26 protein-coding genes are annotated in these 24,024 nt (G+C 65.0%); 15 read left to right on the top strand and 11 right to left on the bottom strand.

The features are described from left to right. Positions 1-154 precede the first annotated feature (154 nt). The gene (locus tag RFM40_RS29625) at positions 155-427 is read right to left on the bottom strand and encodes a hypothetical protein (RefSeq protein WP_320276348.1); all 273 of its coding nucleotides are present in this window, start codon (positions 425-427) and stop codon (positions 155-157) included. Between the two features lie 83 nt (positions 428-510). Further along, on the bottom strand, positions 511-1,260 hold the full coding sequence (locus tag RFM40_RS29620) for a DUF899 domain-containing protein (RefSeq protein ID WP_126100585.1): 750 nt from the start codon (positions 1,258-1,260) through the stop codon (positions 511-513). A gap of 136 nt (positions 1,261-1,396) precedes the next feature. On the opposite strand from RFM40_RS29620, the gene RFM40_RS29615 reads away from it, so the two are divergent. Together RFM40_RS29615 and RFM40_RS29610 are read left to right on the top strand one after the other, a co-directional pair. Next, the gene (locus tag RFM40_RS29615; RefSeq protein WP_320229006.1) at positions 1,397-2,617 is read left to right on the top strand and encodes a helix-turn-helix domain-containing protein; all 1,221 of its coding nucleotides are present in this window, start codon (positions 1,397-1,399) and stop codon (positions 2,615-2,617) included. A gap of 31 nt (positions 2,618-2,648) precedes the next feature. Then, on the top strand, positions 2,649-3,287 hold the full coding sequence (locus tag RFM40_RS29610; protein ID WP_320229007.1) for a Vgb family protein: 639 nt from the start codon (positions 2,649-2,651) through the stop codon (positions 3,285-3,287). A 28-nt stretch (positions 3,288-3,315) separates the two neighbouring features. Here RFM40_RS29610 and RFM40_RS29605 read toward each other — a convergent pair whose 3' ends face one another. From RFM40_RS29605 to RFM40_RS29590, 4 genes are all read right to left on the bottom strand, one after another. After that, positions 3,316-4,404 (bottom strand): acyltransferase family protein, encoded by a 1,089-nt coding sequence (locus RFM40_RS29605; RefSeq protein WP_320278745.1) that lies wholly within the window; start codon positions 4,402-4,404, stop codon positions 3,316-3,318. A gap of 130 nt (positions 4,405-4,534) precedes the next feature. Then, entirely contained in the window at positions 4,535-5,425 is an 891-nt protein-coding gene (locus tag RFM40_RS29600; protein ID WP_320278744.1) for an ankyrin repeat domain-containing protein, read from the bottom strand. A 241-nt stretch (positions 5,426-5,666) separates the two neighbouring features. Continuing rightward, entirely contained in the window at positions 5,667-6,923 is a 1,257-nt protein-coding gene (locus tag RFM40_RS29595; protein ID WP_320278743.1) for an MFS transporter, read from the bottom strand. Beyond that, entirely contained in the window at positions 6,920-7,651 is a 732-nt protein-coding gene (locus RFM40_RS29590; RefSeq protein WP_320278742.1) for an MBL fold metallo-hydrolase, read from the bottom strand. The genes RFM40_RS29595 and RFM40_RS29590 overlap by 4 nt, the downstream gene beginning before the upstream one ends. A gap of 109 nt (positions 7,652-7,760) precedes the next feature. Here RFM40_RS29590 and RFM40_RS29585 point away from each other — a divergent pair, with 109 nt between their 5' ends. Next, positions 7,761-8,426 (top strand): ArsR/SmtB family transcription factor, encoded by a 666-nt coding sequence (locus RFM40_RS29585; RefSeq protein WP_320278741.1) that lies wholly within the window; start codon positions 7,761-7,763, stop codon positions 8,424-8,426. 20 nt (positions 8,427-8,446) lie between these two features. On the opposite strand, the gene RFM40_RS29580 is transcribed toward RFM40_RS29585, so the two are convergent. After that, entirely contained in the window at positions 8,447-10,441 is a 1,995-nt protein-coding gene (locus RFM40_RS29580) for a BTAD domain-containing putative transcriptional regulator (protein WP_320278740.1), read from the bottom strand. Between the two features lie 170 nt (positions 10,442-10,611). On the opposite strand from RFM40_RS29580, the gene RFM40_RS29575 reads away from it, so the two are divergent. Together RFM40_RS29575 and RFM40_RS29570 are read left to right on the top strand one after the other, a co-directional pair. Further along, on the top strand, positions 10,612-10,860 hold the full coding sequence (locus RFM40_RS29575) for a DUF1127 domain-containing protein (RefSeq protein ID WP_320278739.1): 249 nt from the start codon (positions 10,612-10,614) through the stop codon (positions 10,858-10,860). A gap of 19 nt (positions 10,861-10,879) precedes the next feature. Continuing rightward, positions 10,880-11,755, top strand: coding sequence for a phytochelatin synthase family protein (locus RFM40_RS29570; protein WP_320229014.1), 876 nt, complete (start codon positions 10,880-10,882; stop codon positions 11,753-11,755). Between the two features lie 184 nt (positions 11,756-11,939). Here the strand turns inward: RFM40_RS29570 and efp are convergent, their stop codons facing one another. After that, the gene (gene efp, locus RFM40_RS29565; RefSeq protein ID WP_126100001.1) at positions 11,940-12,509 is read right to left on the bottom strand and encodes an elongation factor P; all 570 of its coding nucleotides are present in this window, start codon (positions 12,507-12,509) and stop codon (positions 11,940-11,942) included. Between the two features lie 129 nt (positions 12,510-12,638). On the opposite strand from efp, the gene epmA reads away from it, so the two are divergent. Beyond that, positions 12,639-13,685: an EF-P lysine aminoacylase EpmA gene (epmA, locus tag RFM40_RS29560; RefSeq protein ID WP_320278738.1), complete on the top strand. Its 1,047-nt coding sequence runs from the start codon at positions 12,639-12,641 to the stop codon at positions 13,683-13,685. Positions 13,686-13,814: 129 nt separating this feature from the next. On the opposite strand, the gene RFM40_RS29555 is transcribed toward epmA, so the two are convergent. Then, positions 13,815-14,231: a VOC family protein gene (locus RFM40_RS29555; RefSeq protein ID WP_320229016.1), complete on the bottom strand. Its 417-nt coding sequence runs from the start codon at positions 14,229-14,231 to the stop codon at positions 13,815-13,817. Between the two features lie 192 nt (positions 14,232-14,423). On the opposite strand from RFM40_RS29555, the gene RFM40_RS29550 reads away from it, so the two are divergent. The 6 genes from RFM40_RS29550 to lpxK all read left to right on the top strand — a co-directional run bounded on the left by RFM40_RS29550 (position 14,424) and on the right by lpxK (position 20,082). Further along, positions 14,424-15,767 (top strand): TldD/PmbA family protein, encoded by a 1,344-nt coding sequence (locus RFM40_RS29550; RefSeq protein WP_320229017.1) that lies wholly within the window; start codon positions 14,424-14,426, stop codon positions 15,765-15,767. Further along, positions 15,754-16,563, top strand: coding sequence for a 3'(2'),5'-bisphosphate nucleotidase CysQ (locus tag RFM40_RS29545; protein ID WP_320229018.1), 810 nt, complete (start codon positions 15,754-15,756; stop codon positions 16,561-16,563). Before RFM40_RS29550 ends, RFM40_RS29545 begins: the two co-directional genes overlap by 14 nt. Before the next feature lie 75 nt (positions 16,564-16,638). Beyond that, positions 16,639-16,884, top strand: coding sequence for a DUF4170 domain-containing protein (locus RFM40_RS29540; protein ID WP_320229019.1), 246 nt, complete (start codon positions 16,639-16,641; stop codon positions 16,882-16,884). 5 nt (positions 16,885-16,889) lie between these two features. Continuing rightward, positions 16,890-17,666, top strand: coding sequence for a lysophospholipid acyltransferase family protein (locus RFM40_RS29535; RefSeq protein ID WP_320229062.1), 777 nt, complete (start codon positions 16,890-16,892; stop codon positions 17,664-17,666). After that, the gene (gene waaA, locus RFM40_RS29530) at positions 17,663-18,979 is read left to right on the top strand and encodes a lipid IV(A) 3-deoxy-D-manno-octulosonic acid transferase (protein ID WP_320278737.1); all 1,317 of its coding nucleotides are present in this window, start codon (positions 17,663-17,665) and stop codon (positions 18,977-18,979) included. Before RFM40_RS29535 ends, waaA begins: the two co-directional genes overlap by 4 nt. A 74-nt stretch (positions 18,980-19,053) precedes the next feature. Continuing rightward, complete coding sequence (gene lpxK / locus RFM40_RS29525) at positions 19,054-20,082, top strand: tetraacyldisaccharide 4'-kinase (protein WP_320278746.1); 1,029 nt, start codon at positions 19,054-19,056, stop codon at positions 20,080-20,082. 106 nt (positions 20,083-20,188) lie between these two features. On the opposite strand, the gene RFM40_RS29520 is transcribed toward lpxK, so the two are convergent. After that, on the bottom strand, positions 20,189-20,422 hold the full coding sequence (locus RFM40_RS29520; RefSeq protein WP_320229021.1) for a DUF2093 domain-containing protein: 234 nt from the start codon (positions 20,420-20,422) through the stop codon (positions 20,189-20,191). Between the two features lie 114 nt (positions 20,423-20,536). Between RFM40_RS29520 and RFM40_RS29515 the strand changes: the two genes are divergently transcribed. Continuing rightward, the gene (locus RFM40_RS29515) at positions 20,537-21,136 is read left to right on the top strand and encodes a hypothetical protein (RefSeq protein WP_320278736.1); all 600 of its coding nucleotides are present in this window, start codon (positions 20,537-20,539) and stop codon (positions 21,134-21,136) included. An 88-nt stretch (positions 21,137-21,224) separates the two neighbouring features. On the opposite strand, the gene RFM40_RS29510 is transcribed toward RFM40_RS29515, so the two are convergent. Continuing rightward, entirely contained in the window at positions 21,225-22,151 is a 927-nt protein-coding gene (locus RFM40_RS29510) for a LysR substrate-binding domain-containing protein (protein ID WP_320229023.1), read from the bottom strand. Positions 22,152-22,241: 90 nt separating this feature from the next. Here RFM40_RS29510 and RFM40_RS29505 point away from each other — a divergent pair, with 90 nt between their 5' ends. Next, positions 22,242-23,135 carry a DMT family transporter gene (locus tag RFM40_RS29505; RefSeq protein WP_320278735.1) on the top strand — a complete coding sequence of 298 codons (894 nt, stop codon included), beginning with the start codon at positions 22,242-22,244 and terminating at the stop codon, positions 23,133-23,135. 152 nt (positions 23,136-23,287) lie between these two features. Next, the gene (locus RFM40_RS29500) at positions 23,288-24,013 is read left to right on the top strand and encodes a hypothetical protein (protein ID WP_320229026.1); all 726 of its coding nucleotides are present in this window, start codon (positions 23,288-23,290) and stop codon (positions 24,011-24,013) included. The last annotated feature ends 11 nt before the right edge of the window (positions 24,014-24,024 follow it).

Genomic DNA, 24,024 nt, shown 5'->3' with positions numbered 1-24,024 from the left:
GAGCGCGACGTCCGGCTCGTGATCTCTACCTCACCGCACGGGCCCATCCCGCGCAGCGGGTTCGTTCATCGGCCCGTTGCGGTCATTCGAGAACTGGCGGCGGATGACCTGGCACTTTGGGCCTGTTCGGCGGTCACTAGCCGCGGTGCAAACCTCACGCCTGCCTCGCCATCAACCTTAGCCAAGGCGCCAGATGGAACGCCGCCATCAGGAGATACATCGGCACCATGCCGCTGAGCAGCGAGGCGCCGGGGCCGGACATGCACATCATGTCCTGGCCACCATAGGCGGCTGTGAGCAGCGCCATAGTCGCAAAAGTCGGCGCTGCCGCGAGGCAGAGGCAGTCGGCCAGGCCGAAGCCGCTCGAGCCGGACGGGCGAGGGGCGTTCGGTCTTTCGATGGCCAGGTCTGGGTTCTCGCTGCTCATCTCATCCACCTTCCAAATGGCCGGGCTTTCAAGGCGCGCTCGGCTCTGGCGGCGCAGTCGGCACCGCCAGAGTCGCTCCACGCTCAGGCGTCCTTGTTGCGGAACGCCGCTTCGCCGGCATCCGACACCTCGACCCATCTCTGGTCGGGCGCGGCGCCTTCCTCATAGTTGTCGTGCCAGTTCCACCACTTGTAGGTCTGGGTCTGCGGATAGCCCTTGGGCGAATCCTCCCATACCTCCTGGCGGCCGAGCGGGGTGACGTCGAGATAGCTCCACACGGTACCAAATGCCTCGTCGCCGCGGTTGTTGACGAAGTAGGTGCGGAAGATGCGGTCGCCGTCGTGAATGAAGACGTTGTGGCCGTGCCATTCGTCGACGCCGAAATCCTTATCCCAGCTGTCGGTGATGGTGTACCACGGCATCTTCCAGTCCATCCGCTGCTTCAGCCGCTGGATGTCGGCCTGGGGCGCGCGCGAGGCATAGGCAAGCGTGGTGTCGCGGGCATTGAGATGGGCGAGGTTGCCGACCTGGTCGGCGCCGAGCGAGCAGCCGCGGCACGCGTGCTCCGGCCAGCCATAGACGCCGGGCTCGAAGAAGGCGCGGTAGATGATCAGCTGTCGGCGGCCTTCGAAGAGGTCGAGCAGGCTCGCCTTGCCGTTCGGGCCTTCGAACACATAGTCCTTCTCGACAAGCATCCATGGCATGCGGCGGCGTTCCGCGGCTAAAGCATCGCGAGCGCGGGTGAGGGCTTTTTCCTTCACGAGCATCTCATCATACGCGCCTTCCCAGGCTTCTGGCGAAACGACCGGTGGTGTGTGCATTTGCTGGGTCATTGCTCTTGTCCCATTCTCTCGGTTGGTTGAGGGTGACGAGGAGAGACATAGGGCCGGATGGCGCGATGGTGAGAGTTACAAGTGTGACGCGATTTGATCCGGCGGGCCCAGAAGCGGGCATTGAGGCGGGCATTGCATGGACTCGCTGATCAACGCCGCCGGCCGCGCGCTTGCCGCGGGCGATCCGCTCGGCGCATTGAAGCGCGTCGCGCTGCGCGACGACGCGCCGGCGCTGGCGTTGCGCGGCATCGCCATGGCGCAGCTCGGCGACTTCGCCAAGGCCAAGACGCTGCTGAAGAGCGCCGCCCGCGCCTTCAGTCCGAAGGAGGCGGTGGCGCGCGCCCGCTGTGTCGTCGCCGAGGCCGAGATCGCGCTGGTCTCGCGCGATCTCGGCTGGCCGGAGAAGGCGTTGCGAGCCGCAAGAACGACGCTTGCAGTGCATGGCGACCGCGTGAATGCCGCCTATGCCGGCAGCCTCGAAGCGCGACGCCTGATCCTGATCGGCCGCCTCGACGAGGCCGAGCGCCTGCTTGCCGGCTTCGATCCGGCGCCGCTACCGCCGGTGGCGCGCGTCGCGCATGAGCTCGCCGCCGCGGGAATCTCGGTCCGGCGCCTGAGGACGAAGGCGGCCCGCTCGGCGCTTGGCCGAGCGTCGCTTGCTGCTTATGAAGCCAACATTCCGGCGCTGAAGGCGGAGGTCGAGAGCGCTTCGCTGGTTTTGAACGTGCCGGTCGCGCGGCTCGTATCGAAGGGTTTGGAGACGCCGCTCCAACTCGATGAGGTTGAAGCGCTGCTCGCATCCGGCACGCTCGTCATCGATGCCTGCCGCAATGTCGTGCGGCAGGCCGATACGGTTGTCTCGCTGGCGACCCGGCCGGTGCTGTTCGCCCTGGCGCGCGCGCTCGCCGATGCCTGGCCGGCCGATGCGTCGCGCGAGGTGCTGCTGAGGCGCGCCTTCAGGGCCAGGCACGCCGATGAATCGCACCGTGCGCGGCTCAGAGTCGAGATGGGACGGCTACGGGCCGAACTCAGCGCGCTTGCAGAAGTCAACGCGACGGCCGCCGGCTTTGCGCTCACGCCGTTGAATGCCGCCGAAGTCGTGGTGCTCGCGCCGCCCGTCGAGGAGGAGCATGGCGCGGTGCTCGCATTCCTCGCCGACGGCGAGTCGTGGTCGAGCTCGGCGCTGGCGCTCGCGCTAGGCGCCAGCGCTCGTACCGTGCAGCGGGCGCTGGAGGAGCTTTCCGCGCAGGAAAAGGTACAAGCCGTCGGCCGCGGCCGGGCGCGCCGCTGGATGACGCCACCGGTGACCGGATTCCCGACCGTCTTGTTACTCCCGGGTCCGCTGCCGAGCGACTAGTCTGCGGCCATTGTTCGAATGGAGATCAGAAATGAAACGAGCCGCTGCCGAGATCCTGCGGGAATATGGGCCCTTTCCGGATGCCGAGCGCATCAATGGCGTCACCTATGACGGCAAGAATGTCTGGTTCGCCACCGGCGACAAGCTGAAGGCGCTCGACCCGGAGAGCGGCACGATCGTGCAATCGATCGACGTCGCCTCGCATGCCGGGACCGCCTTCGACGGCGAGTACCTCTACCAGATCGCCGAGGATCGCATCCACAAGGTCGATCCGAAGACCGGTAAGGTCATCGCCACCATTCCCGCCCCCGGCAATGGTGGCGATTCAGGCATGGCCTGGGCCGAAGGTTCGCTGTGGGTGGGCGAATACAGGGCGCACAAGATCCATCAGATCGATCCTGAAACGGGCAAGGTGATCCGCACCATCGAGTCGAAACGCGTCGTCACCGGCGTCACCTGGGTCGATGGCGAGCTCTGGCATGCCACCTGGGAAGGCGAGGAGGGCGATCTGCTGCGCATCGATCCTGAGTCCGGCGACGTGCTGCAGGAGGTGGCGATGCCCTCCGGTGTGTCGGGACTGGAATCCGATGGTGGCGGCTGCTTCTTCTGCGGTGGCGGCAGCAGCGGCAAGATCAAGGCCGTGCGCCGTCCCGGACACACTGGCAAGTAGCTGGCATACCGAGACGAAACAGGCGGTCTCAGGCCGCCTCGCGCGCCGGCCTAGCAACGCCCTTGTTTGAGATTTGGCCGGCATTCGCTCTGTCGATATGCGCCCAGGCCGGCCGCTCGAACAGGAAGTTTCCGAAGCCGGTGCGCTTGACGATGAAATAGAGAATGACCGGGCTGATGACCGAGACGAGCAGCACCGCGAGGCTCAGCATGCCGGTGTCGGTCAAAAGGCCGCTTGCAAGTGCTGCACCGCGGAAGATCGACATCGGGATGGTGAAGGCGACATAGACGACTAGCGAATGCTCGCCCAGCCAGCGCAGCCATTCCATCGAGGCGAATTTCGACAGGAAGCCGCCGGCGACGCAGAGCGCCACCGCTCCGGCGACGGCAAGCGTAAGATGCAGCGGCGGCCATGCCGCAACGCCCATCTGCATGCCGACCGGCTGAACGGCATAACCCGGCGAATAGACGAGCAGGCCGTTGACGATCGCCCACGCGGCCAGGCCCGCAACGGCGATCGCCGGTCGATTTTGCGTCCATTCGACGAGACGGAACACCAGTGGCGCCATGACGAAGCCGAGATAGAAGAACACGAAATAGGCGGCGAATTGCGTGAGGGCATAGCTGTCCGAATGCGGCGCCCACATCTGCAGCGCCGCGGCGGCCAGGATGACAATCCAGTGCGGCACGCCGAGCTCTCGCAACACGCGCGCGACGAGGCCGAACACCGCCAGCATGTAGATGAACCACAACACGCCATAGGGCTGGACGAGAGCCATTGCGAGGTCATGCAGCATACCTGCGGGATCGCGGCTGAAGATGCCGATCTTCAGCCCGATCGAGATGATCGCCCACAGCACATAGAAGTAGAGGTAGTGAACGGCGCGCCGGTCGATGTAGCGCCGCCACGGCCGGTCGATCACCTGCGACAGGAACAGGCCTGAGATGAGAAAGAATTCCGGCATGCGGAACGGCGTCGCGAAGCCGATGACATAGTGGAGGAAGCCGACACCGCCGGTGTATTCACCGGTGTTGTAGGCAGAATACATCATCACCACCAGGATGATCGAAAGACCTTTTGCCGTGTCCACCCACGGCATGCGTGTCGAGCTGCTCATGAACGATCTCGAGGAAAAATACCTGCGCCATAGTACCGGACAGGCTCACCTCTAGCAGCATGAAGCTTCGGATATCGTAAACGCGGCGACGACGCAGGCCTGTGCAGTAGTTGCAGCAGAGATTATCGATTCAGGGTAGCGGGATCGGCTTGTCACTGAGTGTGCGCAAGTAGGCGATCAGGTTGACCCGTTCGGCCTCGTCCGGGACACCAGGAATCTCCATGGAGACGCCCGGCCTGGTGAGCATGGGCCCGAAGAGATATCTGTTCAGGTCCTCGTACGACCATACGCCTTCCCAGCCCAGCAAGGCGTCAGAGTAACGCATATTTGCCATAGATCCCTTGTCGCGGCCGACGACGCCCCACAAGTTCGGTCCCGTTTTGGTCCCTCCCTGTGGCTCGGCATTGTGGCAACCGTGACACACACGGGTGAAGTAGGTTCGGCCTTTCTCGACATCGGCAGAAGCCAACTTCATCGAGATCGGGGCTGGTGTTGGCAAGACGACGCCGTGCGACATCAGATAGTCGGCAACTTCGCGTTGCCCCCGGCGTTTTGCCAGATGGAGCGGTGTCTTGCCGCCATTTGTCTTCGCATTCACGTCCGCGCCGGCCTCGACCAGTGCCTTCACGCAGTCGAGACAACCGAGAATGACGGCGACATGAAGGGCGGATTCGCCGTCACGGTCCGAATTTGGATCTGCGCCCCGCTCCAGCAACAGTTTTAACAGATCGATCTTGCCTTTCCCCATAGCCGCCATCAGCGGGCGACCCCAAGTCGTCTGGGCGTTGACGTCCGCACCGCGTTCTATGAGCAGTTTTGCCGCTTCGATGTGGCCCATCATGACCGCAAAATAGAGCGGCGTTGCGTCTCCATCGCTCTCATCGACGCCGGCGCCTGCGTCGAGCGCTGCCGTGATCGCCGCGACTTCGCCGTTCTTCGCGGCGTCGTGAATGGCGGCAGCGCGCGATTCAATCGGGAAATGTACAAGCAGTAGCGCGATGAAAAGCAGGAGCCTGCGCATTTGGCACCTCTCCAAGGTAAACCGGAGGACGCAGCATGCTTTTTAGCAAATAAGCATATCTCAAATGCCCCGTGAGAACGAGAGTTTTCACGAAGACTGGCCACGGCCTTTTCTGGCCGTCAGTCAGCGGGCTGTGAGGTCCCATGCGGATCAACTCGTGCCGTAGCGCGTGCAAAGGTGGACGGCTGAAAGGGTCGTCTCCAGCCCTTCTACGCGGGTACCAAGCGTAAGGCTTTCGCCACTAGCCGTCGCTTCGTGCCGGCGTTGACGCTGTTGTCTCCCGCATCGCCACCGCCACGATCGAGCCCGACAGGAAGGTCAGCGCCGCGATTGCTGCGATTGCCGCGACGAAACCGAAGAAGTCGGCGATCAGCCCTGCCGACAGCGCGCCCACCGCATAGCCGAGATCGCGCCAAAAACGGTAAACGCTGAGCGAGCGCGCCCGCCAGGAAGGATGCGAGGCGTCCGATACCGCCGCGATCAGGCTTGGATAGACCATCGCCGTGCCGAGGCCGAGCAGCAGGCTCGCCAGCAGCCACCAGCCGAAATCGCGCGTCATGGCGGTGGTGAGAAGCCCCGCCGCCTGCACCCACATGCCGGCGACGATCAGGCCCTTGCGGCCCCACCGGTCGCTCAATGGCCCGGTCGCAACCTGCAAGATGCCCCAGACCGCGGGGTAGACCGCCTTGAGGATGCCGATCCGCTCGACGCCGAGGCCGTTGGCGACGAAGAAGAGCGGAAACAGACCCCAGCTCATGCCGTCGTTGAGATTGTTCACAAGGCCCGCCTGCGAGGCCGCGAACAGGTTGCGGTCACTGAGCGAGGTCAGCATGAAGATCTCGCGGAAGCTGAGCGGCGAAGCTGCTTTCTGATGGTTGGCCAGTTCCAGCCGCACATGCTCGCGTGTGTCGCGCACCAACAGGATCGACAGCGCGGCGCCGAGGATCGCATAGCCGACGCCGAGATAGATCGGCACCGGACGCAGTCCGTAGCGGCTCGCCAGGTAACCGGTAAGGAACGCGGTGACGCCGACAGCGAGGTAGCCAGCGAACTCGTTGAGCCCGACGGCGAGCCCACGCGATTTCGGCCCGACGAGATCGACCTTCATGATCACGGTCATCGACCAGGCAAGCCCTTGGTTGATGCCGAGCAGCGCATTGGCGGCAACGATCCAGCCCCAGCTCGGTGCCCAGATGATGATGAAGGGCACCGGCAGGCCGAACAGCCAGCCCAGGATCAGCACGCGCTTGCGGCCCCATTTGTCGGCAAGCTGGCCGGAGACGAGGTTGGCGCAGGCCTTGACCACGCCGAAGCTGACGATGAAGGAGACGACGAGCGTGGTGGAAGCGACGCCGAATTCCTCCGCGCCGATCAGCGGCACGACGGTCCTCTCGATGCCGACCATGCCGCCGACAAAGGCGTTGATCAGCACCAAAAGCGAAAACTGCTTCCAGTTGGCCTTCAGGCCGAGCACAACGGTGGGCGCAGTTGCGCTCAAGACCGAGCCCCGGCATTCGCGGCCCGGGTGCGGGCGGCGTCCGGTGGCGGGGCAGGGATGTCGGCGGTCATTGTGGCGACGAACTGATCCTCGTCCTCGATGCGGAAGGCCTTGTTGAAGCGCCGCTCGAAGCCGATCGTCGACGTCGGCTTGCCACTAAGCGAGCGGCCGCAGACAGAGCCGGAATAGGCGCCCGGCAACACCTCGATGTGGTCGGGCAATTCCTTCAAGCGACGCACGCTGGCGTAGAGCGCTCGGGCGCCATCCTCGGCGTTTGAAGCGAGCTCGGTGCGGCCGAGATCGCCGACCATCAGCGTATGCCCCGTGAGTACGAACCAGGGTTCGGTCGACCGCGTCCAGTCGGTGACTAAAAGGCTCAAATGCTCCGGCGTGTGGCCGGGCGTGTGCATGACGGTCGCCGTCACATTGCCGAGTTCCAGCACCTCGCCGTCCTTCACGCGCCGAAACGGGAAGCCTGCCTCGGCGCCCTCGAACAGAACATATTCGGCGCCGGTCGCCTCGGCGAGCGCGCGCCCGGCCGAGATATGGTCAGCGTGGATATGCGTGTCGACGACGTAGAGGATGCGCATGCCTGTCGCGCGCGCAGCTTCGACATAGGGCGCGATGTCGCCAACCGGATCGACGACCGCCGCGGAAGCCTTGCCGCCGCAGCCGAACAGATAGGAGGCGGCGACGGGGTTGGTGTGCAGGAACTGCCTGAGAATCATCGCTTTTCCTCCGAACGGGCGACCGCGCCGGGCGAACGCACGGCTTGACAGCAGGTCGGAATCGTCATTCAATTATTCTATTGAATAACGATGCGTCGCTGAAAGGCCTATGTCAATCCGCAATCCGAAACAGGCGCTTTACGAACAGTTCGCGATCGTCGCCAAGGCGCTCGGCCATCCGCTGCGCCTGGAAATGATCGAGCATCTCGCGCAAGGCGCGCGCAGCGTCGAAGCGCTGGCGGTCAAGCTCGGCCAGCCTGTCGCCAACATCTCCCAGCACCTGCAGGCACTGCGCCGCGCCGGCATCGTCTCGGCAGAGCGCGACGGCAAGTTCGTCCACTATACGCTTGCGGACGACAGCGTGCTTTCCGCCTTCGCCTCGGTGCGCGCCGTTGCCGAGCGGCATCTCGCCGAAGTCGACCGCATCGTGCGCGGCTATTTCGAGGCGCGAGACCAAATGCGGGCCGTCAACCGGGACGAACTTCAAGCGCTGATGCGCGACGGGCTGGTGACGCTGATCGACGTCCGCCCGCCGGACGAGTTCGCGCTTGGCCATGTGCCAGGCGCGATCAATGTCCCGCTCGGCCAAGTCACGGCCTGGGCCCGCAATGCCGATACGAGCCGGGAAATCGTCGCCTACTGCCGCGGCCCCTGGTGCGTGATGTCCTTCGAGGCCGTGGCCGCGCTGCGCTCGCTTGGCCATTCCGCGCGCCGCCTCGAGGACGGCATGCCGGAGTGGAAGGCCGCCGGCCTGCCGGTGGAAATGGCCGCCTGATGGTGTGGTTAAACGGATAGTCAGCGCTCGGGCAATCCCACCTGCTTCAAGGCTTCGACGACCTGGTCCGCCCATTTCGCTGTGTTTCGAAAGATAGGCAGCGACCGGTATCGCTCGATCGTGAAGTCCGGTTGGGCGGTGAGCAGCTTTTGCGCGGCCCAGCGGGCGGTCTCCAGGTCGCCGCTCATGGCCGACCAGGCGGCGAGGTATCGATAGGACATGATGATGTCGGGATGGGCGGCGATCACCTCGCGGGCGATCGCGACGGCCTGGGAAAGCAAACCTGTCTTTGCCATGGCGGTGGCCATTCCCAGCCTCATGTTGAATGCGAAGGGATCCATCGGGCTCAGCGTCATCGCCCGCTGGAACCGTTCCGCCGCGCGGGCGGCTTCGTCCATGTAGATCGCGATCCAGCCATGTCGTGCCCATGCCCACGCATTGTTCGGATCAAGCGTGAGCGCCTTTTCGATGAAGGTGGCGGCGCGCTCCTGGTCGCCGCACATGCTCAACGCCGAGCCGGCAGCGGCCAAAGCGGTTGGATCATCGCCGATCGAGCCCGCGGCCTCGACCGCCGCGCGCGCCTTTTCCAGCTCGCTTTCAGGGTGCTCGGCCCACAGATAAGCGGCGTTCGAAGCGTGGCACCATGCCAAGAGCGCATGGGCGCGGCTATAGGTCGGATCGATTGCGATCGCTTTCTTGAGCAGCTCTATCGCCTGGCTGTTGGTGTCCTTGCGGCGGCCCCAGATGTTCGGATAGGCGCGCATGACGAGATCATAGGCCCGCAGGCTGATCGGCGGCTTGCGCTTGGCCAGCTCGATCTCGGCGCCGCGGATGGCCGGATGGATGGCGCCCGCCACCTGCGCCGCGATCCTGTCCTGGAACTCGAAAACGTCCTCGGTCGCGCCCTCGTAGCGCTCGGACCAGAGCTGTGTCCGTGTCTCGGCATCGACCAGCTGCACGGAAATGCGCAGCCGGTCGCCGCCCCGCCGAACGGTGCCTTCCACCACGTAATTGACGCCGAGTTCCCTGCCGACATCGCGCACGTCGACGAAGCGTCCCTTGTAGGTGAAGGCGGACTGGCGGGCGATGACGAAGAAGTCCCGGATGCGCGAAAGCGCGGCGGTTATCTCCTCGACGACGCCATCGGCAAAATACTCGTCGTCCGCCCCGCCAAGATTGTCGAAGGCCATCACCGCCACCGAGGGCTGGTCATGCGGTCTCGCCTGGGCGGAGACAGGCTGAGGCGGCTGGGCGGTGTCGTGCATCGTCGCGGTCAGGCGATTTCCGCCACGCGTTTGCAGCGACGCCGCCAGTGCGTTCGTCTGCGCCTCCGGCTCCACGTCCAGATGCTTCCTCAGCAGCGCTCGGCAGGACTCGAACTGGCGCAGGGCCGCATTCTCGTGGCCCCTGGCGGAGTGGATCCGCATCAATGCCCGATGGGCCGCCTCCGCGGTCGGATCCGAGGCGAGCAGCCTTTCCGCGAGCCGTTCGCAGGCCGCTTCGTCCGCGGTTCCGGCTTCGGGCTGCACGAGGCTCAGGCGTTCCACCAGTTGCAGCGCTTTCTGCCGGTACCTGATCTGATGCGGGCTGAACCATTCATCCAAGCCGTCGGGAATGACTTCGCCCGCAAGCACGTCCCCACGGTAGAGCTCGGCCGCGAAGGCGAGGTCCGCCGTCCCGCTTTCGGCGAGCTTGCGCTCAAGGATCCAGATATCCGCTTCGTCCGCGCCGGCCGTCAGCGCGACCGTTTCCTGATCGCCCTCGATGGAAATGGCTGCATTGCCGTCGGTGGGAAACCATCGCCTGATGTCGGCAAGGGCCTGGCGCAGGCTGTTTCGCGACTGCGCATCGCCGCGCCGCGGCCAAAACCCCTCGGAAAGCCGTTCGCGATGGTGGCCGCGGCGACCGGCCAAGGCCAGGGCGGCAAAAAGAAGCGCGGACTTGCGCGTCGCGAAGCGGACGGGCTGGCCGTCTGCGGAAGTTACTTCGAGACCGCCAAGCAACCGGATGCGCACTACGCCCCTCCGAATTTCGAATGCGCCGGCACAATAGCATCTTCGCCGCAAGATTTAACGCGGATTTAACGGCGGCCCGCCGGCCTTTCCTCGACGGTTCACGCCGGGCTGAACAGCCGTAAATCGCGTGTGTGACAAGCTTCGGCCATAATCTGGAACGGGAGAGCAAGATGGCTCACACGGAAGCTCACGCGGAGACCCACGCATCGAAACACCGGCTGCTTGGGGCAGCGTCGAAAGGCATGGCGACAGCACTCGCTGCCTTCACAGCCTGGCGGCGCACCATTGCAGGGCGCAGGGCGTTAGCAGACCTGACGCCCGATCAGTTGAGGGATATCGGCCTTTCGCGGCCCCCGGCACCAAAGGTCCTCGTTAGCGTCGGCGTCGGCCTGATGACGGACCTGATGTCAATGAGATGAGGCGGATCCGGATAAGCGCTTGCGCAGCGCAGCGTCCCGACGCCGGCATCGGCGTCGGGATTGGGTTGCGAGGCTTGAGGCGGCGTGCCGGCAGCATCGAGATCGAACGTGCCACAGCATCGACAAGCTGGTACATTCCTCGACGCTTTCTTCAACCGGGCGGAGGATCACAATGTCTGCGCGTCTGTATTCGCTCCTGCTAACGCTTCTCTTGATTGCACCCAGCGCCTTCTCCGAGACGCTGAAGCTTCCCGACAACCTGACCGGGTTCGGTTCCCCATCCGGAGAGAATTTTCTTATCGAGAGCACGGCGAAGGAGGCCTATTTCCCTCTCGCGAGCAACTTTCTCACGCAAAAGACGCAGTCCTATTGCGGTGTGGCGAGCATCGTCATGGTGCTGAATGCGCTCAACGTTCCTGCGCCTTCGGTGCCGGAATACGAACCCTACAGGACGTTCACGCAGGACAATGTCCTCAATGAGCGCACAGAGGCCGTTCTTCCCCGCGAGGTCCTGGCCAAGCAGGGAATGACGCTCGACCAGATCGGGGCCATTCTTTCCACGCAGCCGATCAAGGCCGAGGTCTTCCATGCTTCGGACGCCAACCCCGAGCAGTTCCGAACCCAGGCCAGTTCATTCCTCTCCAAACCCGGACACTTCGTCATCGTCAACTATCTGCGCAAGGCAATGGGCCAGGAGAAGGGCGGGCATATATCCCCGCTGGCCGCTTACGACGAGAAAGCGGACAGGTTCCTGATCCTCGATGTCGCTCGCTACAAATATCCGCCGGTGTGGGTGAAAACGGTCGACTTGTTCGGGGCGATGAACACGGTCGACAGCGACAACGAGAACAGAACCCGCGGATACGTGCTGATATCGTCGCCTTCGGGGCAGTAGGTCAGCTGAACTTGCCGCTGAGAGTGCCCACAAGGGACCTTCATCCGTGCGGAAGTCGACGGGCGCGTTCGCGACGTAGCCCGCCAAACCCGCCGGATTCACGCCCGGAACACAGCACGACCGCCAGCAGCAATCGGCTCGCCTGGTTGCAGGCGAGCTGCGTAATTGCGCTGCTCCAGGCCCCTCAGTCCTTGGCGCGCTCGACGTAGGAGCCGTCGGCGGTCATCACCACCACGCGCGTGCCGGCGCTGATATGCGGCGGCACGGCCGTGCGCACGCCGTTGGAGAGCACGGCTGGCTTGTAGGACGAGGACGCCGTCTGGCCCTTGGTGACCGGCTCTGTCTCCACGACCTCGAAAGTGGCGCGTTGTGGTAGCACCAGCGAGATCGGCACGTCGTTGAACTGCGCAAGCTGCACGGCCATGCCTTCCTGCAGGTAGGGAGCCATGTCGCCGACCACGCTTTCCGTAGCCACGACCTGGTCGTAGCTTTCCGGGTTCATGAAATGGAAGCCTTCGCCGTCGGAATAGAGGAAGGTGTGCTCGCGCTCCTCGACATAGGCGCGCTCGACCATCTCGGTGGTGCGGTAGCGCTCCGAAACCTTCACGCCGTCGCCGATGCGGCGCATGTCGAGCTGCGTCACCGGCGTGCCCTTGCCAGGGTGGATGTTTTCGGCAAAGAGGATGACATAGAGCTTGCCGTCCTTATCGACGACGTTGCCTTTGCGTAAGGAACTGGCGATGACCTTGACCACGATATTCAATCCCAATCGAGTTTTTCGGCCTGCAAGCGTCTATGCCCATGAAGCGGCGACGGCGGCCTTCGCGTGCGCCCTAGCGCATCTTGCGTCGAACCGCCAGTCTTCTCGGCGATTTTCCCGCTCATGACCGGCGCTTCGCCCTGGTGGACGCCGCATATTCATGCCGACCGCCGGCCAAGGCTGATGGCGCGCAACGCCATTGCGAATGCCCTGCGTAGCTGGTTCGCGACGCGCGATTTCGTCGAGGTGGCGACGTCGGCGCTGCAGGTCTCGCCCGGCAATGAGGCGCATCTGGCCGCCTTCGCCACCGAGGCGATCGGGCCGGACGCATCGCGCCGGCCGCTCTATCTCCACACATCGCCGGAATTCGCCTGCAAGAAGCTGCTTGCCGCCGGCGAGAGGCGCATCTTCAGTCTTGGTGCGGTTTACCGCAACCGCGAGCGCGGGCCGCTGCACCATCCCGAATTCACCATGCTCGAATGGTACCGCGTCGGCGAGACCTACCGGAGTCTGATGGCCGACTGCGCCGAGTTCCTGGCGCTCGCGGCGGAAAAGGCCGGCACAAAGCGCTTCCGCTTTCGCGGCCGCGAGGCCGACCCGTTCGCCGAGCCGGAGCGGTTGAGCGTGGCCGAAGCTTTTTTTGCGTATGCCGGCATCGACCTGCTGGCGACCGTCGCCGCCGACGGCGGCACCGACCGCGACGCGCTTCATGAGGCGCTGGTCCGCGCCGGACTGCGCACCGCGCCCGATGACAGTTGGGCCGACCTGTTCAGCCGGGTTATGGTGGAAAAGGTCGAGCCGGCTCTGGGGCAGGGGCGCGCCACCATCCTCTACGGGTATCCTGTGTCGGAGGCAGCGCTTGCCCGTCCGAGTGCTGCGGACCCACGCGTTGCCGAGCGCTTCGAGCTCTATTGCTGCGGCGTCGAGCTCGCCAACGCCTTTGGCGAGCTCACCGATCCGGCCGAGCAGCGCCGCCGCTTCGTCGCCGAGATGGACGAGAAGGAGCGCATCTATGGCGAGCGCTATCCGCTGGACGAGGATTTTCTCGCAGCCCTTGCAATCATGCCGCAGGCCAGCGGCTCGGCCCTCGGCTTCGACCGGCTGGTGATGCTGGCAACGGGAGCGCAGAAGATCGAGGATGTGATCTGGGCGCCGGTGGCAATGCCTTGATTGCCGGCTGACCCGTGACCTGTGCGCTTAGTGCGGTTCAGCGTTTGATAGAATCGCCGAACCGCTCTAACTATTTGTTTTGACGCAATTCCGGACGGAAAACCGCTACGCACTTTTCCTGGAATTGCTTTAGTGCGCGAAGACCTGCTCCAGCGAACGAAAACCCTTGAATTCGAGCGCATTGCCCGACGGGTCGCGGATGAACAGCGTCGCCTGCTCGCCGGGCTCGCCCTTGAAGCGCACCATCGGCCGTTCCAGCCAATCTATGTCCGAGCGCGCCTCCAGCCGCGCGGCAAGCCTCTCCCATTCGTCCATCGGAAGCACCGCACCGAAATGCGGGATCGGCACCGCCAGGCCGTCGACCTTGCCGTCGCGAGCCGCTTCGGTCGCCTGCGGCCGCAAATGCGCCGACATCTGGTGGCCAAAGAGGTTGAAATCGACCCAGGTGGCGGACGCGCGGCCGATCGCGCAGCCCAGCACCTCGCCATAGAAAGCGCGGGTCTCGTCGAGATCACGGACCGGGAAGGCGAGGTGGAAGGGCGTCATGCTGGAACTCCGGATAGGCAATAATGCAGCGGCTGGCCATTCCAGCCGCTTCGAGCGAATCGGTCGCGGCAACCTGATTGGCCTTCGCCCATTGCACAAGCGAGGATGGAACAATAGATGGTGCGGCAGCATCCATAGATGGTGCGGCAGCGTCTGCCCTCCCGGACCGCTTGAACAAACAGGACTAAATGCATGACCGATACGCTCGACGCAGCGAAACTGACCGACCGTGTCGCGGCGCTTGTCGAGGCGGCGAAGCGTGCAGGTGCCGACGCCGCCGACGCGGTCGCGGTGCGTGGCCGTTCGGCCGGCGTGTCGGTGCGGCTGGGCAAGGTCGAGGGCACCGAATCGTCCGAGAGCGAGGATGTCTCGCTGCGCGTCTTCGTCGGTCAGCGCGTGGCGAGCGTTTCGGCAACCGCCGCTTCCGATCCGAAGGCGCTCGCCGAGCGCGCCGTCGCCATGGCGAAAGTCTCACCCGAGGACCCGTTCCAGGGTCTCGCCGACCCGGCGCTGCTCGCCCGCAATCTGCGCGATCTCGACCTCTTCGATCCGACCGAGGTTTCGGCCGATCAGTTGAAGGAAGCGGCGCTTGCCGCGGAGGCGGCCGCCCTTGCCGTGAAAGGCGTCACCAATTCCTCCGGCAGCGGCGCCAGCGCCGGATTGGGCGGGCTGGTGCTCGCCACCTCGCATGGCTTCCTCGGCCAGTACGTCGCCTCGCGTTTCTCGCGCTCGACCAGCGTCATCGCCGGCGAGGGCACGGCGATGGAGCGCGACTATGAATTTTCCTCGCGCCAGCATTTCGCCGACCTCGACGCGCCCGAGGAGATCGGCCGCAAGGCCGGCGAGCGCGCGGTGCGCAGGCTCGGTGCCCGCAAGGCGGCGACCGGCCCGGTCGACGTGGTGTTCGACCCGCGCGTGGCGCGCGGCATTGCCGGTCATCTCGCCGGCGCCATCAACGGCGCTGCCGTGGCGCGCAAGACGAGCTTCCTGCGCGACATGATGGGTAAGCAGGTGGCTTCCACTGCGATCACCGTCACCGACGAGCCGCTCCGCCGCCGCGGCCAGGCCTCGCGGCCTTTCGACGGCGAAGGCATCGAGGGTGAGAAGCTTTTGATGGTCGACAAGGGCGAGCTCAACCACTGGTTCCTGTCGACCTCGGCCGCGCGCGAGCTAGGCCTTACCACCAACGGCCGCGGCTCGCGCAGCGGCTCTTCGGTTTCGCCGTCCTCGACCAATCTCGCCATCGAACCCGGCGAGCGCGCGCCGGAGGAACTGATCGCCTCGCTGAAGCGCGGCTTCTACGTCACCGAGGTGTTCGGCCAGGGCGTCGACATGGTGACCGGCGAGTACAGCCGCGGCGCCTCCGGCTTCTGGATCGAGAACGGCGCGCTCGCCTATCCGGTGGCCGAGGTGACGATCGCCTCGAACCTGAAGACCATGTTCCTCAATATGGTGCCGGCAAGCGACCTCGACCGCAATTTCGGCACCGCCGCTCCCACGCTCCTGATCGAGGGGATGACCCTTGCCGGTGCATGACGCGGTCATCTCAGCCGGGGCACGCGAGGACCTCGCTTTGCTGCGCGACGCGGCCCGCGAGGCCGGCGCGATCGCCATGCGCTATTTCGGCAACAATCCGCAGGTGTGGATGAAAGGCGGCACCTCGCCGGTCAGCGAGGCCGACCATGCCGCCGACGCCTATCTGCGCGAGACCTTGCTCAAGGCGCGGCCGGATTACGGCTGGCTGTCGGAGGAGACCGCCGACGATCATGCCAGGCTTTCGGCCCGCCGCACCTTCGTCGTCGATCCCATCGACGGCACGCGAGGCTTTCTCGACGGCCTGCATTCCTGGTGCGTCAGCGTCGCCGTGGTCGAGGACGGCCGCTCGCTGGCCGCCGTGCTCGAATGTCCGGCAAAGCATGAGACCTATTGGGCGCTGCCGGGCGAGGGCGCCTTTCTCAACGGCAAGCGCATCCATGTGCGACCGCTCGGCGACACTGTCGAGATCGGTGGACCAAAGCCGCTGGTCGACCTCATACCGGAAGCCTGGCAGGGGAGGCTGCGCCGCATCGCTTATATTCCCTCGCTTGCCTACCGACTGGCGATGATCGCCAACGGCAAGATCGACGCGACCTTCGTCAAGCCCAATGCGCATGATTGGGACATCGCTGCCGCCGACCTCATCTTGAAAGAAGCGGGCGGCGCCTTGTTCGACCGCCGCGGCGAGCGGCCGCGCTATGCCGGCGAGGTGATCAACCACGGCGCGCTCGCCGCCGGCAGCGGCGAGTTGCTCGACGTCCTGGCCGGTGTCATCGCCGGAGCTGACGAAGGGTGAGCCGGCCCACAGTTCCAAAACCGGCTGCTTTGGTCTAAACGTTTCACAAAATTCATGAATCTGCGAAGGATCGGCATGACCGTGGAAGACGGAAAGAAACAGCTTTTGCACCTGGTGTTCGGCGGTGAGCTGAAAAAGCTGGGTGGAACCGAGTTCCGCGACCTGGACGCGCTCGACATCGTCGGTATCTACCCCGACTATCAATCAGCGCACGCCGCCTGGAAGGCAAAGGCGCAGGCCAGCGTCGATAATGCCCATATGCGTTATTTCGTCGTTCACCTGCACCGATTGCTCGACCCGGAAACAAAGGCAGCCGGTTGACATCGATGGAGCATGAAGCGGTGAAAGGGGCAACGGGGCGCGCCGCCGGGCGGGGCGGGACGCGCACGCTGTGGCGCCGCATCCGCGAGCCGCTCGCCCAGTCGCGATTCGTCAAGAATTTCATCGCCAGCCTGTTCGCCTGGTTCGTGCGCCTGATTCGCATTACCAGCCCGCTGGTCAAGGGATCAACGCAGGTTGCGGGCGGCGCCTACGCGTATCTCGAGCCCGGCATCATCGCGCTCTGGCACGGCCAGCATCTTCTCACTCCAGCCTATTACCCGAAGGGCCGGCCGCTGGTCGCTATGGTCTCGCGCAGCGCCGATGCCGAGCTCAACGCGCTGATGATCGAGAAATTCGGCATCGAGGCGGTGCGCGGCTCGGGCGGCCGCGACAGTTCGAGGCATCTCGACAAAGGCGGCGCCAAAGCCTTGATCGCGCTCAAGAAAGCGCTGGTCGCCGGCAAGAATGTCGCCATGATCGCCGACATTCCGCACGGCACGCCGCGCGACGCGGGGCTGGGCATCGTGCTTTTGGCCAGGCTGTCCGGCCGGCCGATCCTCCCCTCCGCGATCGCTACCAGCCGCCGCAAGGTGTTGGAAAAGAGCTGGGACAAGACGACCATCAACCTGCCGTTCGGCCGCTCCGCGGTCATCGTCGGAACACCCGTCTTCGTGCCGGCCGATGCCGACGACGCCGAGATGGAGCGCAAGCGTCAAGAAGTTACCGCTTCCCTCAACGCCGCGACGGCCGAGGCCTATCGCCTCGTGGACGGCGACAAATGAGCGAGCGCTGGGCGCGCGCGGCCCTGAGGGCCTACCGCTATGCGGGGGCCGCCGCCTATCCGCTGATCGGACCCTATGTCGCCTGGCGCGCCTCACGCGGCAAGGAAGACCGCGTTCGCCGCCGCGAGCGCTACGGCGTCGCCGGCCGGCCGCGTCCGGAAGGCCCGGTGATCTGGATCCACGCCGCGAGCGTCGGCGAGACGATCGCCGTCGTGCCGCTGGTCGAATGCATCCTCGACTACGGCGTCAACGTCGTGCTGACGACCGGCACCGTGACCTCGGCGAAGGTTGCCGACGAGCGGCTGGGGAGCCGCGTCATCCACCAATATGTGCCACTCGACCTCAAGCCGGCGGTCAGCCGCTTCCTCGATCACTGGCGGCCGGAATTGGCCATCATCGCCGAATCGGAGATCTGGCCGATGACCATCCTGGAGCTCGGCGCGCGCAACGTGCCGCAGGTCCTCGTCAACGGGCGGTTGTCGGACCGCTCCTTCCGCTCGTGGAAGAAGCGCGCCAGCGTTGCCGAGGCGCTGTTCGAGAACCTTGCCCATGTCGTTGCCCAGTCGGATGTCGACGGCGAGCGCTTCCGCGCCCTCGGCGCCCGGCCGGTCACCATCTCCGGCAATCTCAAGGTGGACACCAATCCGCCGCCGGTCGACGAGCGGGCGCTGGCGACGCTCCAGCGCCAGATCGGCAACCGCCCGACTTGGGCGGCGACCTCGACCCATGATGGCGAGGAGGTGGTCGCCGCGGAAGTCCATGCCACCTTGCACAGGCGCCACCCCGGCCTGTTGACCATCGTCGTGCCGCGCCATCCCGACCGTGCCGACGCGCTTGCCGCGCAGATCTCCGGCATGGGGCTGACGGTCGCGCGCCGCAGCAAGGGCGACCGCATTTCTCCCGACACCGATATCCTGCTCGGCGATACGATCGGCGAGATGGGGCTCTATCTCAGGCTGACGGAGATCGCCTTCGTCGGCCGCTCGCTGACCTCGCAAGGCGGCCAGAACCCGCTGGAGCCGGCGATGCTCGATACGGCCGTGCTTGCCGGCCGCAACGTGCAGAATTTCCGCGAAGCCTATCAGCGCCTGCTCGACCGCGGCGGCGCCAAGCTGGTGCGCGACCGCGACATGCTGGCCGGCGCCGTCAATTTCCTTTTGAGTAACGAGGCGGCGCGCCACGAGATGATGGCGGCGGGTGCCGCGACCGTCGACGAGATGCGCGGCGCGCTCGCCCGTACGCTGAAGTCGCTTGAGCCATACATCCAGCCGCTGGTCGTCAAGGCGCGCCTGAAAGGCGCCAACGGGCGTTAGCGCATGGCCCCAAAAATCGGACCCGATTTTTGGAAAGGATCATGCGCAAAGTCAAACTGCGCGGAGCCCGCGCCATGACCAGCGAAGCGCCGCCCTTCTGGTGGGAAAAGCCGGACTGGCGTGTGCTGGCGCTATCGCCGGTATCGGCGGTCTACGGGATGGTGGCGGGCCGCCGCATGCGGCACGCGCCGCGCGAGAAGGTTGCAGCACCTGTGCTCTGCGTCGGCAATCTCACCGTCGGCGGCAGCGGCAAGACGCCGGTGGCCATCGCGCTGGCGAAACAGGCAAAGCGCATGCAGCTCACGCCCGGCTTCCTGTCGCGCGGCCATGGCGGCTCCTTCGCCAAGCCGCATGTCGTCGACGCCCATCATGATGCCGCCAAGCATGTCGGCGACGAGCCGCTGCTTTTGGCCGAACACGCGCCGGTGGCGGTGACGGCCAACCGCGCCGCCGGCGCGAAATTGCTGATGGAAGAGCATGGCTGCGATTTCCTGATCATGGATGACGGCTTCCAGTCGGCGCGTATCCACATCGACTACGCGCTGGTCGTGGTCGATGCGCGCTTCGGCGTCGGCAACGGCCGCGTCATTCCGGGTGGGCCGCTCCGGGCCAAGGTCGTCGACCAGATGGTCTTCACCAGCGCATTGCTGAAGATGGGCGAGGGGAGCGCCGCCGATACGGTGGTGCGCCAGGCGGCGCGCGCCGGCCGGCCAATCTTTCTGGCGCATGTCGAACCGGCGAACCCGGCGCGCTTCGCCGGCGGCAGATTCCTCGCCTTCGCCGGCATCGGCCATCCGGAAAAATTCTTCGACACGGTGCGCAGCGCCGGCGGCGAGGTCGCGCTGTCGCGCGCCTTCTCTGACCATCATTTCTACGCCGCGGACGAGCTCGCCGATCTTGCGGCGCTTGCGCGGCGCGAGGGGCTGCGTCTTGCAACCACCGCCAAGGACGCCGCGCGGCTCCGCCACGGCACGGCGCCAGCCGGCTTCCTCGATCAGCTCGACGTGCTAGAGATCGACGCTGTGTTCGAGCTCGACCATGTGCCGGAACGCATCATCGGCGAGACGCTGGATGCATGGCGGCTGCGGAAGATGCGGGGGTGAGTCACGATTGCGGCGATGCAGAAACCGCGACGTCGGCGGGACAGCACCCCCTGGCAGGACAGAGGGGGGTGGGACGGAACGCCACGCCTCCCTGTTGCTCCGCGTCCTACCCGCGCTTGCACATCTCCGGATGCATCTCGATCTCGCGGCGCAGCGACGCGGTCGCGTTCACATAAGGCTCCTGCCTGACGACGCTCCAATATTTGAGCTCGTCCAGCGGAATGCTCTCGCCGGTCACCGCGCAGCGCACGAACGCGCCGGGGCTCGTCACCTGGAAGTCGCCGTCAAGATAGCGGATGCGCGCTTCCTTGCCGCCAGGGCCTTCAAAACGGTTCATCATGAAATGACGCTTGGGTTCATCGAGGTTCAATCGCCATAAATCGCGGGCAAGGTCAAGCTTGGCGCAATGCTCATGTAATACTGCCGAACGGCACAATGCTTGTCAGGAAGCGCCATGGACATCGCCAATGCCAGCATGACGTCTCTGCTGAAAGAGGCGCTCACCCCGCAGCCGGTGCCGTCGGCCAGGCCCGACCCGGTGACCGCCGCGCTGGTCAAGGCGCTCGTCCAGCCGCCGGCGCCCGAAACGGTGCAATCGGCGCAGTTCGCCGCGCAGGCGCTGAACGGCTCCCTGGCCAGGCCGCCCACTCAATCGTCCCAGCGCCTGTCCTCCGCCGAGATCGAGAATGCCTACAGGGCCGTTATGGAACCGGATGCCGGCACGGAGTCTGCTGCGCCGAGGACCCTGGCACGTAGGCCGGCGGCCGATGCCGATCAGCCTTCGCGAGCGGTGACTGAGGCGCAACCGGCGGTCGCCGCCGACACTGCCAGGGCCGCGGCGGCCCCGCCGCCGCCTTCGTTCTCGCCGTCCACTGCTTCCGGGGTGCTGCTTGCGGCCAACACCAACGCGCCGCAACTGCGGGGTGCGGCGGCCCGGCCGGCGGGCCATGCTCCGCGATCCGAACCCGGCCAGACGCCGCTGTGGATGATATCGATCGTGACGGCCATCGTCTCAGCCGCGACCACCACGATCGTGCTCATACTGCTTCGCTGATATCTAAAACATGTCTCCCGAAACTGGGAACCGGTTTCGGGACAAAACCTAAAGCGCATGGAGCGAATCTGAAAGATCGCGACGCGCTTTAGTCGTCGTCCTGCAGGAAGGCTTCGAGCTTCTCCGGCGCTAGCCCGGCTTGTTCGGCGATGCGCTTGGCCAGGTCCGCGGCAGCCGTGCGCGGCCGCCCGACCGGGCGGTCGAGCCAGTAGGACACCGGGTTGAGCGCGAGGCGCTCGTCGACGGGGACGATGCGGCCCGAGCTCAGCTGGTCTTGCGTCAGCGGCGGCCGCGCCAGCGCGACGCCCAAGCCGTGCGCCGCCGCGTCGAGCACCAGATTATAGTCCTCGAAGCGCCGGTCCTGCGGGCGCGGGCGGTAGTCGACGTCCTGCGCCGCGAACCAGGCGCGCCAGCCGGAGGCGTCGGAATCGTTGATCAGCGGGAATTTGAGCAACCGCGCCGGGTCGCCCTTGCCGATCTCCTTCGCCAGCTCCGGCGACGCGATCGGGAAAATATGCTCCTCGAAAAGCTGCACCGAGACGCGGCCGGGAATGCGGCCGCGCCCGCAGCGCACCGAAAGGTCGATGCCTTCGTCGGCGAGATCGGCCTGGCGGTTGTCGACGTCGAGTACGATGCGCAGCCGGGTGGGGTTGTTCTCCAGCGCCGCCATGCGCGGCATCAGCCAGAGGCCGCTGACCGAGGGAATCGAGGCCAGCCGCACCACGGCGGTGCCGCGCGGCTCGACCCACCGGTCGGAGTTGACCGAGATCAGCGCGAAGGCCTCTGCAGTCCTCAGATGCAGCCGGTTGCCCTCATTGGTCAGCGTCACGCCGCGCGCGTTGCGCTCGAACACTTTCAGTCCCAGCCAGTCCTCCAGCTTGGCGATCTGGCGGCTCACCGCGCCATGGGTGAGGTTGAGCTTTTCCGCCGCCGCGGAAAAGCTCCCGGTGCGTGCAGCCGCATCGAAGGCGCGCAAGGTCTCCAGCGGCAGCATCTGGTTCGAGCTGTGATCCATGCTCACAGCTGACCCTCGAATTGCTCGTTTGTCAATCGGCCGGCAATGGCGTTTTCTGGTTTCATGGCACTGAAAGACGAGGATTCGACAATGAGCGCTTACACCGGCACGTTGAATGAGACACAGCGCATGGATACCGCCGCTGCAGTCGCGGTGGCGCTGACGGTGATCGGCTGGGCCTCGGCCTTCCCGGCGATCCGCGCCGGCCTTGCCGCCTTCCAGCCGCTGGAACTCGGAGCATTGCGCTTTGCTATTGCCGCCGTGCCGGCAGCGATCTTCCTCGCGGTCAAGCGCCCGGCGCTGCCCAGGATCGACGAGTTGTGGCGCTTCGGCTTCGGTGGGGCGATCTTCGTCGCGCTCTACACCGCCATGCTCAATTTCGGCGAACTGACCGTCTCGGCGGGGGCCGCCGGATTCATCATCAATGTCAGCCCGATCTTCACCGCAATCATGGCCATGGCGCTGCTTGGCGAGCGCTTCTCGCGTCTGGCCTGGCTCGGCACGGTGATCTCCTTCACCGGCATCGGCATCATCGCGGTCGCCGACGGGCACGGCCTGCATTTCAACGCCGGCGCGCTGCTGGTGCTGGGCTCGGCGCTTTGCTCGGCCGTCAACACCATCGTCCAGAAGCCGCTCTTTGCCCGCCATCATCCGCTGACGATCGCTGCTTCGAACATGGTGCTCGGCGCGCTCTGCCTGTCGCCTTTCCTGCCGGAGGCCTTCCATCAGGCCGCCGTCGCCGACAGCGCCGGCCTCGGCGCCGTCATCTATCTCGGCGTCGTGCCGAGCCTGATCGCCTACGCCGCCTGGGCGACGGCGCTCTCCCGCCTGCCGGCCGCGCGCGCCTCGAACTTCCTCTACCTGGTCTCGCCGACCTCCGCCCTGATCGGCTTCTTCTGGCTCGGCGAAGTGCCGTCGCTGCTCGGCATCCTCGGCGGCGCGCTGGCGCTAGGTGGCGTGATCGTGGTGAATTTGAAGCGATAAATCAAAAGGTTGCGACCGTTCTCGACTCGAACTGATAAGTTGCGGCCTGTTCAATCAACAGCCCTGTGATCTCGACACGAGGCAAGTTATCTTGATCCGCCTTGATGGAGGGGATCGGGATGGGAAGAGGGTTCATTATAGCAGTTTCTTGCTTGCTGATGCTGTGCGGCAAAGCCGCTGCCGGTTGGTATCAGGTGGAGAATTACGAGGGCACCATCGGGCCTGATCCTGTCCATCTCTCTCTGCAGACCTATGGTAGCTTCGGCAGCGGCATTACCGTGAAGGGAAGCTACTTCTACGACGCCAAGCAAAGGCCGATCGTGCTCTACGGCACGGTCAGGGGCACCAAGGTTTCGCTGTGTGCGATTTCGGACGACAAGGAATTTCAACGCATCATCGTGATGGGGTCGAAGACGCCTGTCGACACCACCGGATGTCCGTTGTCTCTCGATCTCAGCGAGAGCGGCGCGACCGGGACCTGGAGCAAGGGCACGGACAAATTTCCGGTCGCGCTGAAAAAGGTGGCGACCCTAGACGACACCGGCGAGGGGAAGATCGTGGGAAACGTCGAGATTCCCTTTTGGGCCGAGACCGCTGCCGACCGGTTTGCCGGCGTCTACACGAAAACCAACGCCGGCATCTGCATGACGAAAATGCAGGTGATCAACAAGAAGAAAAAGAAGGTCGTTCAGGAGATCGGGTTCGACGATGAGGACTGCAACGCCGGTATGTCGACGACGCCCATTTATATGAACGTGGAAAAATGGGTGGAGGGAGGCAAGGACATCATTTCAGTAGATTTTGGAGGTGGCAAATTCGCAAACCCGGACGACTATGTCCTCAACCCGAAGACAAGAAAATACCATCTAAAGAAATGATATAAAGGTGT

The sequence above is a fragment of the Mesorhizobium captivum genome, assembly GCF_033977165.1.
GTDB classification, from domain to species: domain Bacteria; phylum Pseudomonadota; class Alphaproteobacteria; order Rhizobiales; family Rhizobiaceae; genus Mesorhizobium; species Mesorhizobium captivum.
The sequence above is the reverse complement of the archived record's forward strand: the minus strand, read 5'-3'. Positions and strand labels throughout refer to the sequence as shown.

Bases quoted from the DNA above. Each gene is read 5' to 3' on its own strand.
- RFM40_RS29625 (WP_320276348.1), bottom strand. From the start codon at position 427: ATGAGCAGCGAGAACCCAGACCTGGCCATCGAAAGACCGAACGCCCCT.
- RFM40_RS29620 (WP_126100585.1), bottom strand. From the start codon at position 1,260: ATGACCCAGCAAATGCACACACCACCGGTCGTTTCGCCAGAAGCCTGG.
- RFM40_RS29615 (WP_320229006.1), top strand. From the start codon at position 1,397: ATGGACTCGCTGATCAACGCCGCCGGCCGCGCGCTTGCCGCGGGCGAT.
- RFM40_RS29610 (WP_320229007.1), top strand. From the start codon at position 2,649: ATGAAACGAGCCGCTGCCGAGATCCTGCGGGAATATGGGCCCTTTCCG.
- RFM40_RS29605 (WP_320278745.1), bottom strand. From the start codon at position 4,404: ATGAGCAGCTCGACACGCATGCCGTGGGTGGACACGGCAAAAGGTCTT.
- RFM40_RS29600 (WP_320278744.1), bottom strand. From the start codon at position 5,425: ATGCGCAGGCTCCTGCTTTTCATCGCGCTACTGCTTGTACATTTCCCG.
- RFM40_RS29590 (WP_320278742.1), bottom strand. From the start codon at position 7,651: ATGATTCTCAGGCAGTTCCTGCACACCAACCCCGTCGCCGCCTCCTAT.
- RFM40_RS29585 (WP_320278741.1), top strand. From the start codon at position 7,761: ATGTCAATCCGCAATCCGAAACAGGCGCTTTACGAACAGTTCGCGATC.
- RFM40_RS29575 (WP_320278739.1), top strand. From the start codon at position 10,612: ATGGCTCACACGGAAGCTCACGCGGAGACCCACGCATCGAAACACCGG.
- epmA (WP_320278738.1), top strand. From the start codon at position 12,639: ATGACCGGCGCTTCGCCCTGGTGGACGCCGCATATTCATGCCGACCGC.
- RFM40_RS29555 (WP_320229016.1), bottom strand. From the start codon at position 14,231: ATGACGCCCTTCCACCTCGCCTTCCCGGTCCGTGATCTCGACGAGACC.
- RFM40_RS29550 (WP_320229017.1), top strand. From the start codon at position 14,424: ATGACCGATACGCTCGACGCAGCGAAACTGACCGACCGTGTCGCGGCG.
- RFM40_RS29540 (WP_320229019.1), top strand. From the start codon at position 16,639: ATGACCGTGGAAGACGGAAAGAAACAGCTTTTGCACCTGGTGTTCGGC.
- RFM40_RS29535 (WP_320229062.1), top strand. From the start codon at position 16,890: ATGGAGCATGAAGCGGTGAAAGGGGCAACGGGGCGCGCCGCCGGGCGG.
- waaA (WP_320278737.1), top strand. From the start codon at position 17,663: ATGAGCGAGCGCTGGGCGCGCGCGGCCCTGAGGGCCTACCGCTATGCG.
- lpxK (WP_320278746.1), top strand. From the start codon at position 19,054: ATGACCAGCGAAGCGCCGCCCTTCTGGTGGGAAAAGCCGGACTGGCGT.
- RFM40_RS29520 (WP_320229021.1), bottom strand. From the start codon at position 20,422: ATGATGAACCGTTTTGAAGGCCCTGGCGGCAAGGAAGCGCGCATCCGC.
- RFM40_RS29515 (WP_320278736.1), top strand. From the start codon at position 20,537: ATGGACATCGCCAATGCCAGCATGACGTCTCTGCTGAAAGAGGCGCTC.
- RFM40_RS29510 (WP_320229023.1), bottom strand. From the start codon at position 22,151: ATGGATCACAGCTCGAACCAGATGCTGCCGCTGGAGACCTTGCGCGCC.
- RFM40_RS29505 (WP_320278735.1), top strand. From the start codon at position 22,242: ATGAGCGCTTACACCGGCACGTTGAATGAGACACAGCGCATGGATACC.